The 15,471-nt window shown below is 42.0% G+C and carries 18 protein-coding genes; 10 read left to right on the forward strand and 8 right to left on the reverse strand.

What is annotated here, in order from left to right:
- Positions 1–10 precede the first annotated feature (10 nt).
- From UB51_RS23580 to UB51_RS23595, 4 genes are all read left to right on the forward strand, one after another.
- Positions 11–946: a carbohydrate ABC transporter permease gene (locus UB51_RS23580; RefSeq protein ID WP_044879401.1), complete on the forward strand. Its 936-nt coding sequence runs from the start codon at positions 11–13 to the stop codon at positions 944–946.
- Positions 947–1,831, forward strand: a complete 885-nt coding sequence (locus tag UB51_RS23585; protein WP_052676051.1) for a glycoside hydrolase family 16 protein — start codon at positions 947–949, stop codon at positions 1,829–1,831.
- Between the two features lie 20 nt (positions 1,832–1,851).
- Positions 1,852–3,825: a glycoside hydrolase family 2 gene (locus UB51_RS23590; protein WP_044879402.1), complete on the forward strand. Its 1,974-nt coding sequence runs from the start codon at positions 1,852–1,854 to the stop codon at positions 3,823–3,825.
- A gap of 73 nt (positions 3,826–3,898) precedes the next feature.
- Positions 3,899–4,858 carry an acetylxylan esterase gene (locus UB51_RS23595; protein ID WP_234405686.1) on the forward strand — a complete coding sequence of 320 codons (960 nt, stop codon included), beginning with the start codon at positions 3,899–3,901 and terminating at the stop codon, positions 4,856–4,858.
- 221 nt (positions 4,859–5,079) lie between these two features.
- On the opposite strand, the gene UB51_RS23600 is transcribed toward UB51_RS23595, so the two are convergent.
- The 3 genes from UB51_RS23600 to UB51_RS23610 are packed head-to-tail and all read right to left on the reverse strand — an operon-like array spanning position 5,080 to position 6,663.
- A complete protein-coding gene (locus tag UB51_RS23600) occupies positions 5,080–5,643 on the reverse strand; it encodes a DUF4825 domain-containing protein (protein ID WP_044879404.1) in 564 nt (187 codons plus the stop codon).
- Complete coding sequence (locus UB51_RS23605; protein ID WP_044879405.1) at positions 5,633–6,316, reverse strand: permease prefix domain 1-containing protein; 684 nt, start codon at positions 6,314–6,316, stop codon at positions 5,633–5,635. The genes UB51_RS23600 and UB51_RS23605 overlap by 11 nt, the downstream gene beginning before the upstream one ends.
- Positions 6,313–6,663, reverse strand: a complete 351-nt coding sequence (locus tag UB51_RS23610; RefSeq protein ID WP_044879406.1) for a PadR family transcriptional regulator — start codon at positions 6,661–6,663, stop codon at positions 6,313–6,315. The genes UB51_RS23605 and UB51_RS23610 overlap by 4 nt, the downstream gene beginning before the upstream one ends.
- A gap of 370 nt (positions 6,664–7,033) precedes the next feature.
- Between UB51_RS23610 and UB51_RS23615 the strand changes: the two genes are divergently transcribed.
- Both UB51_RS23615 and UB51_RS26645 read left to right on the forward strand, forming a co-directional pair.
- Complete coding sequence (locus UB51_RS23615) at positions 7,034–7,261, forward strand: MerR family transcriptional regulator (protein WP_044879407.1); 228 nt, start codon at positions 7,034–7,036, stop codon at positions 7,259–7,261.
- 140 nt (positions 7,262–7,401) lie between these two features.
- A complete protein-coding gene (locus tag UB51_RS26645) occupies positions 7,402–8,046 on the forward strand; it encodes a stalk domain-containing protein (RefSeq protein WP_052676052.1) in 645 nt (214 codons plus the stop codon).
- A gap of 116 nt (positions 8,047–8,162) precedes the next feature.
- Here the strand turns inward: UB51_RS26645 and UB51_RS23625 are convergent, their stop codons facing one another.
- Positions 8,163–9,734 carry an FAD-dependent oxidoreductase gene (locus UB51_RS23625; RefSeq protein WP_044879408.1) on the reverse strand — a complete coding sequence of 524 codons (1,572 nt, stop codon included), beginning with the start codon at positions 9,732–9,734 and terminating at the stop codon, positions 8,163–8,165.
- A 233-nt stretch (positions 9,735–9,967) separates the two neighbouring features.
- On the opposite strand from UB51_RS23625, the gene UB51_RS23630 reads away from it, so the two are divergent.
- Positions 9,968–10,423 carry a GreA/GreB family elongation factor gene (locus tag UB51_RS23630; protein ID WP_044879409.1) on the forward strand — a complete coding sequence of 152 codons (456 nt, stop codon included), beginning with the start codon at positions 9,968–9,970 and terminating at the stop codon, positions 10,421–10,423.
- A gap of 161 nt (positions 10,424–10,584) precedes the next feature.
- Here UB51_RS23630 and UB51_RS28380 read toward each other — a convergent pair whose 3' ends face one another.
- Complete coding sequence (locus tag UB51_RS28380) at positions 10,585–10,722, reverse strand: hypothetical protein (protein ID WP_160297296.1); 138 nt, start codon at positions 10,720–10,722, stop codon at positions 10,585–10,587.
- A gap of 25 nt (positions 10,723–10,747) precedes the next feature.
- Complete coding sequence (locus tag UB51_RS23635; protein ID WP_044879410.1) at positions 10,748–10,939, reverse strand: sporulation protein Cse60; 192 nt, start codon at positions 10,937–10,939, stop codon at positions 10,748–10,750.
- A 234-nt stretch (positions 10,940–11,173) separates the two neighbouring features.
- Here UB51_RS23635 and rnhA point away from each other — a divergent pair, with 234 nt between their 5' ends.
- Positions 11,174–11,821, forward strand: coding sequence for a ribonuclease H (gene rnhA, locus UB51_RS23640; protein ID WP_044879411.1), 648 nt, complete (start codon positions 11,174–11,176; stop codon positions 11,819–11,821).
- Positions 11,822–11,895: 74 nt separating this feature from the next.
- Here the strand turns inward: rnhA and UB51_RS23645 are convergent, their stop codons facing one another.
- The gene (locus UB51_RS23645) at positions 11,896–12,282 is read right to left on the reverse strand and encodes an SHOCT domain-containing protein (RefSeq protein ID WP_044879412.1); all 387 of its coding nucleotides are present in this window, start codon (positions 12,280–12,282) and stop codon (positions 11,896–11,898) included.
- A gap of 207 nt (positions 12,283–12,489) precedes the next feature.
- On the reverse strand, positions 12,490–13,350 hold the full coding sequence (locus UB51_RS23650; protein WP_044879413.1) for a helix-turn-helix domain-containing protein: 861 nt from the start codon (positions 13,348–13,350) through the stop codon (positions 12,490–12,492).
- A gap of 131 nt (positions 13,351–13,481) precedes the next feature.
- On the opposite strand from UB51_RS23650, the gene UB51_RS23655 reads away from it, so the two are divergent.
- A complete protein-coding gene (locus UB51_RS23655; RefSeq protein WP_044879414.1) occupies positions 13,482–14,540 on the forward strand; it encodes a Gfo/Idh/MocA family protein in 1,059 nt (352 codons plus the stop codon).
- Between the two features lie 22 nt (positions 14,541–14,562).
- A complete protein-coding gene (locus tag UB51_RS23660; protein WP_044879415.1) occupies positions 14,563–15,441 on the forward strand; it encodes a sugar phosphate isomerase/epimerase family protein in 879 nt (292 codons plus the stop codon).
- Positions 15,442–15,471 lie beyond the last annotated feature (30 nt).

Consider the following 15,471-nt stretch of genomic DNA (forward strand, 5'->3'; position numbering starts at 1 on the left):
GGAGAACCCCATGTGGAAAAGACGAACGATAGACACGTCTATCAAGATCCGAAAGCTGCTGTTTGGGATGGGAGAAAATGACGGATTCGTGTTTAAGGCGTTGGTGTATCTCCTTCTCATCGCCATCGGCTTTGTTTATTTATATCCGATGCTCTTCATGTTGGTCAACAGCTTCATGAGCTTGGATGATTTGCTTAATTCTATGATTAAATGGGTACCTTCCACGCTGTATATCGAGAATTATACGAAGGCATGGCATGTTCTGGATTACGGAAATACGCTATTGCAGACGATTCTCGTTGCTGGACTTCCAGCTCTGCTACAAACTATAGCGTGCGGAATTATCGGTTACGGTTTTGCAAGATTTGAGTTTCCATGTAAGAAGCTACTATTTGTATTAATGCTTGCAACCTTCGTCATTCCGTCACAAATTACAATGATGCCAACCTACCTGCTTTTCAAAAAATATGCACTGCTTGGTTCGTTGGAAACCTTTATTTACCCGGCTATATTGGGACAAGGGTTGAAGAGTGCATTATTCATTCTTATTTTCTATCAGTTTTTCAAGACCATACCGACAGTCCTTGAGGAGGCTGCGGAGATTGATGGTGCGGGTAGTTTGAAAATATTTTATAGAATTGCTGTGCCGATGTCTGTACCCGCAATCATTATTGTTTTCTTGTTCTCGTTCGTTTGGTACTGGAATGAAACCTATTTGGCTGGTCTCTATTTCGGCAATGAGCTGACGATATTGCCGCTTGAGCTACAGCAATTTACCGACAGCTACAATAAGGTATATCCGCCTGGTAGCCCAGGAAGCCAGCTAAATGAAGCCATTAGACTTGCAGGAACAATCCTGACGATCGCGCCGCTACTCGTGTTGTACTTTGTCCTTCAGCGGTGGTTTGTCGAAGGTGTAGAGCGTTCGGGTATAACTGGAGAATAATTGGGTGATCGTGTAAAGAATCTCAGAAAAACGGTGTGTAGTGCAATGGTTTTCATCATGTTATTAGTGGGGTGCAATACAATAGATAACCAAACAAAAATTCCACAGGAAAAGAACGGCTGGAAGCTCGTATGGAATGATGAGTTTGACGGCAGAGAAATCGATACGATGAAGTGGCAGCACCAAACGGGTGGCTGGGGCTTCGGTAATAATGAGGATCAATTTTATACGAATGATTCAGCCAACTCGTATATCGATAACGGAAAGCTAGTAATCAAGGCTCTGAAGCAGGAGCATGAAGGCAAGCCGTACACTTCAGCCAAGCTGATTACGGAGGGTAAGGCGGATTGGACCTATGGCCGGTTCGAATTTCGCGCGAAATTACCCATTGGAAAAGGGATGTGGCCAGCTATTTGGATGATGCCGATGGATATGGAGAAATACGGCGGTTGGCCGAGCAGTGGAGAAATCGACATTATGGAATATCTCGGTCATGTGCCGAATCAGGTGCACGGCACTTTGCATATGGGCAATCCTCATTACTATAAAGGTGACCAAATGAAGCTGAACGAAGGATCGTTCGCTGAACAATTTCATGAGTTTGCTCTGGAGTGGACACCCACCGAAATGAGATGGTATGTCGACGATAAGGAATACTACCAGACAACATCATGGTTTACACGCAAGGATGAGGGATCGAACAATGAACTGTATCCTGCACCATTCGATCGTGCATTTTACTTGCAGATGAATTTGGCAGTTGGCGGTAATTGGCCAGGGTATCCGGATGAAACAACGGTTTTTCCACAAACGTTCGAAATTGATTATGTCAGAGTCTATCAGCCTGACAACGGCGATTACGGTCTAGATCGTGTGCCTAAATAAAACAGCAGGATGTGAGTAAGATGATTCAAACAACAATGGAATTGCGTGAAATTGATGGATTGTCCGTACCTTTTCAGAGTGGCATACCGGTACCATCTTTTGATGCTCAGAAACGCCTGAAGCTCGATCTGGCAGGCATCTGGAAGAAGGAGAGATTCCAAGCAGATCATGATTTCTCGTTATCTGAGCGTAATGATCAATGGTTCGAGCGCTTGTATGAGGAGATACAAGGTCGTACGGAGGTTCATTTCAATGATGGGGATTGGGAGACGCGAAAGCTCCCATTCCCTGAGAATGAGCTTCAGGGGATAGAGGAAGCGAAGTCTAGTGAAACGTATGAGGATGGCGTTTGGTATCGGAGAACGTTCAATCTGGAGTCAGAATGGGAGAATAAGTCTGTAACACTGCATGCGCTCTCCATCAGTTATGTGGCGGACGTATGGGTGAATGGACATTGGGTTGGATATCATGAAGGCGGGTTTACACCGTTCGCATTAGATTTGACTCCCTTTGTGAAGGTTGGTGAGGTCAATACTATCGCACTTCGTATAGATAATCCTCCATGGGGCAGCCGTACGGATGTGATACCGGCGACGGCGGGGACGGATTTCTTTAACTATACTGGAGTAATTCATGATTTATATATAAGTGGAACATCCTTCTGCCATATAGCGAGAGTGAATGCAGTTCCACTGGATGTGGAGGGACACGTAAGATTTAGCATCATTTTGGAGAATCGCGGGCCTTTGGCGGTCGAGGCAACAATCAATGGTGAACTCTTCGATGTTAATCGCGAGTGCAAAAGTTTCATGAGTTCTCCATTCGCCGCGGATATTATCGATTCCCAAACATCTTGGGACGGCGTAATGTCGTGGACGGTTGTAATGGATCCTTATGAGACTAAAGTAGTTGAGACTGTCGTGCAAATTGGTGAACCTCGCTTATGGGCATTTTGGAAGCCGGAGTTGTATGTTGCGGAATTTACAGTCACCGAACTGGGCAAATCCAACCCTGTTGACCGTTTCGCTACGCAATTTGGTATTCGTACCGTAACAACGGAAGGAACGCGTCTCCTGCTGAATGGACGCCCGGTATTCCTGAGCGGAATTGCTCGTCATGAAGAATGGCCGGATACAGGACGTTCCGCAGCATGGGAGAGAATACGTGACGATCTCGTGCAAATGAGACAAGTGATGCACGTGAATTTCGTGCGGACTGCACACTATCCGAACCATGTGTACACGGCAGTACTGACGGATCGGCTTGGCCTTGCTACCGTTAGTGAAATTCCGCTATGGCAGTTTACACGCGAGCATTTCGAGGTTCAGGAGGAGAAGAGGCTACCTGATCAAATGTGGCGTGAGATGATTTTCTCCCAGTACAATCGCCCATCTGTTCTTATGTGGAGCACCCAGAATGAATCCATCGAGGTGGAGCTTCGCACCGAATATAACAAACGTCTTGTGAAGGATTTGAAGGGAAATTACGCAGATGGCCGTCTGACCACGCAGAGTGCTGCTGCAGATCAACCAGGCGCGCATGACCCTTCCATGGAGCCACTCGACATGGCGGGATGGACGATGTACTTCGGGATTTTCCACGGTAGTACGTACTATGATGGTACGCGGGACTTTCTACAGAAAGCGCATGAGTTGTGGCCGGACAAGCCTGTTTGGAATACCGAATTCGGACACTGGTCCTCAAATGGTGATTCAATGGCGGCTGAACAAGTCAAGACGTACAGCGAAACGCTGCAAGCCTTAATGGAGCGGGCTGTCATTTCGGATGACGGTGAGGCTACCTTGAACCCAGAAGGCTTCCTTGTCGGAATCGACTTCTGGATCATGTATGATTGGTATGTGAATCATAACAAATGGATTGATACATTCGGAATTTATCATATGGACAGAAAGACGATGAAGCCTGTCGGAGAAGTTCTAAGCCAAGATTATGCGAGATTCACTGCATTTGAGGGTGGATTTATTAAAATATAAAAGAGTATAGACTGCCTCGGCTAATGTCGCGAGGCTATCTTTTTTAGAGGAGGATATGGTAATTGTGAGCTATATGGAGGATGTAACGAAGGATTTGTATAACTACCTTCCCGTATTGACGAAGAAAGATGATTTTGATGAGTTTTGGGAAAAGACGATCCAAGAAACCAAGGCTATTCCGCTCGATGCCGAAAGAACCTTGATTGATTATCCGAGTACTTATGTTAAGGTATATTCTATTTCATATAACGGGATGGATGATACGAGAATTAATGGATGGTATATTGTACCTACCTTTGTGAAGAAAGATAAGTATCCATGCTTGATTCATTATCATGGTTTTACTGGAAATCGAGGACAACCTTCGGAGTTTATGCATTGGATTAATATGGGGATCGCGGTTATTTCGGTGGATTGCCGTGATCAAGGAGGCATAACGGGTAACCATGCAGCTTCTAATCACGGGTTTGCACACAATGTTGCCAGTAAAGGCGTTCTCGATAAATACGAATATTATTATCGTTTCGTGTATATGGATTGCTTGAAGGCTATTGATTTTGCATGTGAACAAGAGGAAATCGATGTTACCAAAATTGTAATAGAAGGAGGAAGTCAGGGAGGGGGACTTGGAATGGCAGTCTCTGCCTTGGATGACAGACCTGTACTCGCTATGGTTGACGTACCAAGTAGTAGTAATCTGGTACGTCGTGTTGAAGGATATCATGGTGCCTTTTCAAGTATCGCTGAATTACTTAAAAAGCACCCAAACCAAACGGATTTGGTTATAGATAATTTGAGCTATTTCGACACTATGAATATGGCTGATAGAATTAAGTGCAGGGTTCTTGCTTCCGTAGGTTTGAAGGATGATGTGTGTCCTGCCCAAATGTACTTTGCAACGTATAATCGAATTCCCGGTGAGAAAGAAATGGTGATCTACCCCTTTAATGGTCATGAAGGCGGGGAGTCCGCTCAAACGGAAGTGAAGTTGAAGTTTTTGAAAAGGCACTTTCCGGATTGGTTTTTACTATAACGGCCTGAGGCTCTTAGTGGTCTGGAAATGGACCGTCCGAACTCTTAAAAAACTGTCAATATTAGTAGTTGCTAAGTAAGTTGTCGCAAAATAGTTGAGCATCTGAGGCTTTGAATTTAAGCTAGTTAGTTAAATCCTTGATTTGACTGACTAGCTATTTTGTGCGCTTGGATATCCTGACAAAATAGCGCGGGGGAAAGAGGGAGCGAACTTGAACTTTTCTATTCCTTAAGGAATATCGTATTCATACAATCGGATACATAGTGGTCATTGGTAAGTTTGCTCTGGACTAGCTCACGCCAAGTCGTTTTATCGGTTAGGAAAGATAGGTCATCCACTGCATACCACTGTGCAACAGCACTGCGCGTAACTTTATAAGAAGCTTCATCAAAAATAAAGTGAATAGCTTCAAGGTTATCGATTAAGGAAAATGCAGCGGTAGCATTGTATATTAATGATGTCTCTAGGTGCTTTTTATTCATATTCGAGATATCTTCTTTGAAATTTATTTCTAAAGTGAATACATCGGGAAACAGTTGAAATGATTTGTCTATATTACCTAAGGGCAATGAACCAACAAGATTCGCTATGTTCGAAGAGTTACCCATATATTTGTTGCTATATTTCAGCACGGATGTCACATCATGTGTTATCGGGTCTTGTTGATCTTCAGAATATTCTTTCTCATTCTCAGCAAGCTGTGGCATAACAATCCCATGTAAGATTCCAAATGAAATCACGCCGACAAGCAACAAGCAAATGATCACGATATTTCTAGTCTTCATAAGAGGCACCCACTTCATATTTATGCAAAAGCTTTAGAGCACTATTGAACAGTAACGGTACGATGATGGAGATCATAGGAAAGAGGAATGGAATAGCTGTGACAGCAAATTGATAGGGTCCATCGATGTGTATAGGTCTCATAAACCAAATGTTGCTTCCAAATTGAAGTGCAGTTCTAGCTGTAATGGATGCAACCATAAACAATCCCCAAATGATCCAAATGATTCTTCTGTATCGTAAGAAGGATAGTACAGGGAGAGTAGAGACTTTGTTGAGCCAATGATTTTGCTTGTTTCTATTTAAGAGTAGGAAGACCAGACCAAGTACAATAACGAACATAAATAGAAATAAGCTAAGTGGTTTTGTCGTATCTAAGATTCCAAGAGGTATAGTCAATATCCACGCAATCAGCGTATACATTAAGGCGATCTGTACAAGCTCCATCTGAAATCTGTGGATATATATCTGTGGATTACCATCAATTAAACCATCGATGGAATCCATATTGTCAATGGCAATCGTTATCGCTTGCTCCATTGCCATTCCGCCTGCTGTTAAATCCGATACTTTAGCTTCGAGGTTCGATACAATCTCATATTTCAACTCTTTAGTTTGTTTGTTCTCTTTGTATTTTGAGAATAAATGCTCGACGTGTTGCTGTAACCGATTCATAAGTGTTCCTCCTTCTTTTCTATAAGCTGGTCAATTAAGTCTTTGGCAATCTTCCAAGCTGCAACATTGGCTTCATAATTTTCAATGCCCAAAGGGGTCACAGCATAGTACTTTCGTCTGCCTCCTTGACTCTCATCACCCCAATATGACGCGATTAGTTTCTGAAATTCAAGCCTTTTTAAGCTGCTATAAAGTGAAGGTTCTTTCAGTTCATATTGTCCATGACTGTATTTAGAAATGGCCTTTATAATTTCGTATCCATAGTTATCGCTCTCACATAACACACGAAGAATAATAGTATCTACATGCCCGCGGATTAACTCAGGGCTAATATTAGCGTTAGTCACATTCTTCACCTCTTAAGTACAATGTATTACATATTACTATGCGTGTCAATGTAATTTAAATATTAGGATGGATTGGAATAATTTCGACAAATGGTTATAACTCATTACATATCAGATCTCTACATATTTAGAAAAGAATGGAAGTTTTGAAGCTAGAAGGTGTAGTGAAGTAGTTTGAAGTCCCCATTTCTTATTCGAATAATTATTCTTACAGATTTATTATAAAACATACCGTTTTCTGGACCCTGTACAAATGAACAGAATAAAATACCAATAGTTTTCTCGTTTATAATATAAGTTAATGGAACGTGAAAACGTGGTTCGTGATATACTAGACATATTCAGATTGAATAAGAAAGGTTGTCAATAGATGCATGTATTTGAAGATTGGAATCAAAAGTTAAGAAAAACCTTCAATGAAACAAGTAATGAAGTTGTATTGACAGTTACGGAAGCAGGGAATATGTTAGGTCTATCTAAAGATCAAATGAAAGTCTATGTGGATAAAAATAACCTAACTAAAATGCAGATTATGAGAAGTGCTCATAGGTACTTGCTGTTAAAAAGTGAAATAGATGAGATCGTGAAGAATAAGTAGCCTATTCCGATATTGAAGAATGATGTAGAACAGACACCTAGCGGGTGTCTTTTTTTATTCTCTAGATGCGAATAGGATATACAGCAGATAGTAATGTCATCATAGACAGGCCATACTATGTATAATTGGAGGAATTAATCATGGTGAATAAGGATAAAATGAAAGGTTTTGTATTCGGTGTTGTAAGTACGAGTTTAATTCTCGCTTCATCAGCTGCGTGGGCTAGTCCCGTTTCTAAGAAAATAAACGCATTATATAATGATATCAAAGTGGTTGTAAACGGAGAAGATGTACAATTAACGGGTAATAATGAACCTTTTATGGTTCAAAATACGACTTATTTACCTCTCAGGGCTGTAGCTGATGCATTAGATCAGCCTGTGAGATGGGATAGTACAACTCAAACCGTTCTTATTGGTAATGGGGCGACAACAACGAACCGTTATGAAGTAGCGGGAATTGAGTATCCACAAGAATTTGAAGCTTTTTTCAGTAAAGTTCAAAAGCGTGTTGCTGATGGAGATAAAGCAGGAGTTGCGGATCTTGTTCATTATCCTTTGAATGTAAATAGCAATGGCAAGACAGCCGTCATTAAGACCAAGCAACAGTTTATCAATGAGTACGATCAGATTATGACAGACAAAGTGCAAAAGGCATTGAAGAATCAGGAGGTACAGAATACCTTCGTGAATTACCAAGGGGTCATGGTTGGTGATGGTGAAATTTGGTTTAATGTTTCTAACAAGGACCCGCATACATTTTATATTTATGCTATCAACAAATAGTTAATAAGTAATAGTAATCAATGTAGTAGAGGCACATATCAAAATACCCCTCAGTTCCACTTTATAAGTGGTTTTGAGGGGTATTTTATGTGATTTTAATTGATCGTCCGCACTTTTTATACAGCCCCAATAGAAGGCCACGTCAACTCGAATCCATTATTCTTCAGACGAGTCTGGAATGCTTGCAGCAGATCAGGTGTATTTCTAACTGCACGGGGTTGAACATTCCGTTCTATACAGAATGCAGTGAGCATGCCGGCGGCTTCCCCGATGTTCCATTCTACTGGATGAAGTCTGTAGCAGCCATTAGTGATATGGGTTGTGCCGATATTCTTCGCTGCGGGTAGAAGGTTATTCACGCGCACAGGAAGCAATGCTCCAAGTGGGATTTGAAATGGAAGAGATGAGACATCAATAAAGGAACGCAGTGAGGTACTCGGATGTAGGTCGATTCTGTAGCTTCCAATGCCTACGCTATCTGGGTAAACCTCAGCTTTTCCATTTGTACGACAATCTGGGTTCAGATGCTGTTCCAATATCGTGAACTCAGCGTGAATTCGGCGTGACTCCCGAATATAAGGTGCTTGAGCAAGACCATCTTCTGCACCCGTTACATCTGGACGAGGGCGTAATCCTGGATAACCTATTCCGCCATCTGCACGAGGTGCTTCCGTCTGCATCCAGTAGAGCAATGATAATGTGAGTTGCTTCGCACTCCTAAGATGTCGCTTTCGTTCTTCTGCGGGTACATCAATAATGGAGCCAAGCCAATAGTCGTTCTGTGGGTAATTGATAATACTGATATCTGCGGAGTATGTCCCCGGTAAGAAATTAGCTTTGTCCACAATACGGCGGTAAGTCCAGAGTGGGTAGGAGGCTTCACCTGGCATAAGAGCATAAGTAACAGGTTCTAGAGTCTGTGGTGAAGGAACCGTCCAACTGAGCTGGGGTGCAGGCCAGAAGTCAGCTTGATAGTCCTTCCAAAAGTTATATTCCTTCGGCTTCGAAATGGTATAGTTCTCTCCTGGAGTATAGTCCATGGCTAGGCAATGGGTGAAAGCTTGCATATCCTGAGGGTCAGCTGCTCCAGCTAAGGCATGCGGTTCGCCTGTGTCAGTTATTGATTCTGCTCCTGTCACGTATTCTACACCTGCTAGGGGCAGAACATCGCCCTCTTCTGTTGCATCTATGAAATATTGTCCGGTTAATATGAGTGTATCTCCATCATTTCCTTTTACTTTAATGGATCGGATATCATCCCCTTCTGTTTCAGCTGAAATAGGATGATATCCAGTCCATATTCGAAGCTTACCACTATGAACATACGGTGCGAGCATGTTTTGTAGTACTGCTAGCGCTGTACGAGGTTCATGAGATAAGCGACTAACCCAAGCATTTCCAGGATTGAAGGCTGTTCTGGCTCGGGCTTGTTCGGTAAGTGGGAAGAAACGACGGTAATAGTCTCTTACGCCATCTCGAAAGGCTCTGTAGCTGGCAGTACAACCGAATTGTTCAATCCACCGACTCTCATCTGGAGGCACTGCTTGGCTCGTGAGCTGTCCTCCAATCCAATCATAAGCTTCAGTCATGACGACGGATTGACCTGAACGTGCAGCTGCTAGCGCAGCGGCACAACCTCCAGTACCTCCACCTATAATGATAACGTTCGCGTGTATATGTTGAGACATCTAATCTCCTCCTTAATAATGGGGTATATATAGTTAGACTCGAATGATTATGAAAATGTTTCAAAAAATGGAATTATTATTATTTTCGTGTTAGCTATAGCAGATAGAATTTGATACTATAACCTAAGATCTCCTAATGAGGAGGTCTATATTTTTATGAGGAGGAAATGGCATGAGAAAGCATGATTTGAATGCTCTAGTGGTAAAATCTCATACAGGGGAGGAAATTTACTATGAGCCATAGTGTATTGCTACAAGGCTCAAGAAGCCAGTTAATTCATCAACTTTGTTTCTTTGATGAAGAGAAAGAACATTTGTTGAATCAATATTACTCGAACTCTAGTCAAGACAGAAATAAGTTGGAACAGATCATTACAGACTATTCTGCAACATTAGAAACCTTACTTGCAGAACTTATTCCAGAATATTTAAATTCTACCGTACTGATCGGCAGTCAAGTGAGGCTAAATTATGTAGAAGACAACTGTACTGAAACATATATTATTGTTTTTCCCCATGAGTCAGAACCGAATGAGAATAAGATTTCATGGTTGTCTCCTATAGGACTTCAATTACTGATGAAGCGAAGGGATGAGGTCTATCAACTTCACATTCCTTCTGGGAAGATTGAAGTAAAAATAGAGGAAATTAAATATATGAACTATGGTTCTGTTGAGAAACAAATATAAATGAAACGACAAAGCAGCCCATGAGGGCTGCTTTGGTTTGTATACATTAACTATGGTTCATTGAAGATCCTACTTTGTGTCATAACAAGCTGGTCAAGCGCTAGTGATTTCATAGACAGCCTCCATGCCGTTATTGGTTAACGTATGTTAGATCGTATTAGTTATTTATTCAGAAAGTATACGGCATAGCCTAATGCTATAATAATAATACATGCCGTAGCTGCGATAGAAACGAATTTAAAGAAAACTTCGTATCGTTCATTCGTTGTGGTCTTTCGCAAATTAAATTGCAATTTCAAGTGTGTACATCCCTTTCTCGCCTTACTAGGTCTTACTTTTCTTATAAACAACTAGAATGGTGCTTCTTTGATAGGCTGTACCAGACGGTGTTGATTTGATAGTAGATCCGTAACAAATATTGATGACTTGATCATCTGTTAGATCAGCTAGGAAATCGTTAGCTCTTTTTTCAGCATAAGCTGTATCCGTATCCGCGAACTCTTTCACCTGAATCATGATGCATCGCCCTCCCTTCCCACCATTTTAACATTAAATGTAAAAAATATTTCAAAATACAGATAGGCACTCCATGAAAGAAATCACGGAATGCCTATCTGTGTTCAACATAACACTGAAGGTAATCAGTGTCAACATCTGAAATATATTAGGATACTCCCTTGTGGTATAATCAGTCTAAACATGCCTTCCTTCGTGGGAGAAGATTAAGAAATGTGCAGGAGGAAATGATACGTGGCTAAGCAAAAGTACTATGTTGTATGGGTTGGCAATAAACCTGGGGTTTATTCGACTTGGGCTGCGTGCCAAGAACATACCGCTAAATTCAAAGATGCAAAATATAAGTCCTACAGCTCTCAGGGAGAAGCGGAACAAGCTTACAAGGATGGTTGGAAGAAGCACTGGGGAATAAAGCAACCGGATACCAAGCAGAAGCAGCCTACAAGTAAAAAAAGCTCTACTTCCGTTGAGGAGGAGATTGACTATAATAGCATTTCAGTCGATGTGGGAACCCGAGGGAATCCGGGACCGATAGAATATCGAGGTGTGAACACTCAGACGGGTGAGGTTATCTTCTCTCATGGTCCAATAAGCAAAGGTACGAATAACTTGGGTGAATTCTTAGCTGTGGTTCATTCTCTTGCTTATTTGAAAAAAGAGGGAAGTCTAAAGACAGTATATAGTGACTCTAGAACAGCTCTAAAATGGGTAAGAGAGAAGCATGTGGCGACAACGTTAGAGCGTGACGAATCCACTCAAGAAGTCTGGGAACTCGTAGATCGAGCTCTGAATTGGTTAGATACCAACAGCTATGGCAATAAGGTACTCAAGTGGCAAACCCAAGAATGGGGAGAGATTAAAGCCGACTATGGTCGCAAGTAACTCATTATTTATAAAAAGGTACCGACCCATGTGGGTCAGTACCTTTTTATAGATTGACTATAACAAATCCCTTATTAATTATTCAAGCCATACGCGCTTTTCGTAATAATATCGCGTATTTCTGACTTTTGTTCTTCATATTGTTCAGGCGTAAGACTTCCGTTAGCTAGACGAAGTTTAAGTTGTTCGGTTAACTCCTCCACTTGTAAGTCAATGACATTCTGAACATCTACATCATTGTCTTTAGCAATATCAGCTAGTGTCTTACCGTTATATAGGGCGTCATAGATTTCATCATCTGACGAGAGATCTAACACTTGAAGTAAATCATCCTGGACAGGAGTGGTTGTGTTAAGGGATTTAGTGATAGAACTTGCAATCACATTGTTATTCCATGAAGCTCCGCCGACTGTGATAGCAAATACAATGGTGCCGACAATAATAATTCGCTTCGAATTCATAAAAGACCTCTTTTCCAATATGTATTTCAATTGTTATTAGGTGTTATGTTTATTATAAACATCGAACCTTAGTGATAGCTTAAGATACGTTTAAGATTAGTTAAAGTTCCGAAGTTCACCATTTGTTAACCCACATAATTATCTATAGAGTAATTAACCCAATATGAAACCCTTTAAACTTACTTATGGATTTACCATCAGCGAGAACTATTGTCCTCCTCGATTCCGATAGCGCCTTGGGGACACCCCTGTGATTCTCTTAAACACTCTAGAGAAATAAAACGTATCTTTATAGCCAAGAGCCTCGCCAATCTCCTTCACCGTCATTTCCGTATTCAGCAATATATTTCGGGCTTCCGCTGCCTTGAGCCGATGAAGAAATTCATTTAATGGATAGCCGGTGTACTCTTGAACAATTCTGCGCAACGTCGATACAGAAATGTGGTATCTAGAAGCCATTTCCTTCGTATCTTGTGGTAAATAGAGCGATCGAGAAATATCCTCAATGACTTTCAATACGAACCCACCGCGATTACCTGACTCACTCTCATCCGCCCCAGCAACAAGCTCGTATATAAACGATTCAAGCTGCATCGAAGCACGATCCAGATTGCTTGGAATTCCACTGTCAATCAGCATGAACATGATTTCTATCTTATGAAGTAGTGAATCATCAAAGACGGCATTTTTTATCAAAGACGGGTCCATTAGCCAATTCTGAAGCCACTCCGTTATGCGATTTCCTTGCACAGTAAAATAATACTCGTCCCAGAATCCGCCCGCATGCGGGCCATAGTTAAACAATGCTTCAGGAAACAGACAAAACCAAGATCCAGCCTCTACCTCCTGCCGCTCGCCACCGTTCACCTGGTAATAACCGCTTCCTCCCGTAATCAATACGAAAGCCCAGTCATTGAATTTGGCGTCATTGCGCTGTAATGTTCTCCCAGGCAAATGACCCGCATTTGTAATCGTAAGCGACTTAATTTTATACTTGCTGGGATCGACCATCGGATCAAAAATACGGATTGGATGGGAACTGATCATATAGTCCATATATTTTGTCATCCTGCACATTCTCCCTTTATAATAAGTGTGTTAAATTTATTGTGGATGAACAAATAAAACATAATCATGCATAGTTACCTGTTATAGTATAACAAATTTGCATGTGTGGCGAAAGGGTGTAAACGCATACAATGAGTCAACTAAAGATAGGCCTTATCGGGAATGGATCGATTTCGGAATCACACTTGCAATCATATCAAAACAACTCTAAAGCGGTATTATGGGCAATATGCGATCTAAACGAGAGCAGAGCACAGACATCAGCTGATAAATACAATATTCCTCATGTATACACCGATTATCGTGAACTTCTGGCCAATCCAGAAATTCAAGCGATCAGTATTTGTACATGGAACAATTCCCATGCGGAGATCAGTATCGCTGCGCTGGAGGCTGGCAAGGATGTGCTGTGTGAGAAGCCACTTTGCAAGACGCTAGACGAGGCAGAGCGCGTTGAGGAAGCAGTACGCCGTACAGGTAAGTTCCTACAGGTCGGTTACGTTCGCCGTCATGCTTCGAACATTGCTGTGTTGAAAAAGTTTATCGATGCTGGTGACCTGGGTGAAATCTACTTTGCTAAGGCTAGTATGATCCGTCGTCTCGGTAATCCTGGAGGCTGGTTCTCTGATAAGGAACGTTCTGGAGGTGGACCGTTAATCGATATCGGCGTACACGTCATCGATTTGTGCTGGTATCTCATGGGCAAACCCAAGGTGAAATCGGTCAGCGGTAATACGTACAACAAGCTGGGTAACCGTTCTAATATTGAGAATTATTCATTCTACCAAGCGGCAGATTATGATGCATCGCACAACACTGTAGAAGATATGGCCAACGCGCTGATCCGTTTTGAGAATGGAGCCTCTCTACTAGTTGACGTTAGCTTCTCGCTTCATGCCAAGCAAGATTCGGCATCCGTTAATATCTATGGTGAGAAAGGCGGGGCCGAGATCGAGCCGAATCTGTCGATTGTTTCGGAGCAACATAATACAATGATCAATATCGAACCGCAAATTACGACACCTGGCTTTGACTTTGAAGAAAGCTTCCAGAATGAAATTAATCATTTCATTGATAGCTGTCTCGGTATTATTGAGACGAACAGTCCTGTTGAAGATGGTGTGGAAATCATCAAAATATTGAACGCTATTTATAAATCATCCGAAGAGGGCAAGGAAATTTATTTCTAAATTATAGAGGAGGAATGAGAATATGCAACTGGACAACAAAATTGGTGTTATTGTCGACAGCTTTGGTATAGGAGTAATGGAAGGATTGAAGAAAGCAAAAGATGTAGGAGCCGAAGGTGTGCAAATTTATGCCGTATCCGGGGAAATGGATCCAGCTATTCTTACCCCAACGAAACGTAAAGAACTCCGCAGCTATATCGAAGGACTAGGGCTGGAAATTTCAGCACTGTGTGGTGACTTGGCTGGTCATGGATTCCAAGATGCGGAAGCGAATCCTGACAAAGTGGAGAAATCCAAACGTATTCTTGATTTAGCGCTCGATCTTGGTACTTCCGTAGTAACCACTCATATCGGGATTGTCCCCGAGGACCGTAACAGCAAGATTTATGAATCCATGCAACGGGCTTGTGACGATCTCGGCGTTTACGCGAAAAGTATGAATGCCTATTTTGCTATTGAGACAGGTCCAGAGCCGGCAGCACATCTGAAGAGCTTTCTAGACACTTTGAGCACTAACGGCGTCTCCGTCAACTTCGATCCGGCTAACATGGTCATGGTTACTGGTGATGATCCTGTCCAAGGCGTCAAAACACTCCGGGACTATATTGTCCACACGCATGTTAAAGACGGGAAACGTCTGCGCCCTATCGATCCAAGAGACGTGTATGGATATCTCGGTTACGGTACGATGGATCATGAGAAAATTGCTGAAATGGCATCATCCGGTGCAGCATTTGAAGAAGTTCCGCTGGGTGAAGGTAAAGTTGATTTCCCTGCTTATTTCGCCGCCCTTCAAGAGATTGGCTATAAAGGTTATTTGACAATAGAGCGAGAAGTTGGGGTAAACCCGGAAGAAGACATTCGTAAGGCAGTCAATTTTATTCGTGGTTATCGCGGTTAAAGGCCATTCTGGTTGTAGCAGGTTATGGAC

It is taken from the genome of Paenibacillus sp. IHBB 10380, from assembly GCF_000949425.1.
Classification (GTDB): domain Bacteria; phylum Bacillota; class Bacilli; order Paenibacillales; family Paenibacillaceae; genus Paenibacillus_AQ.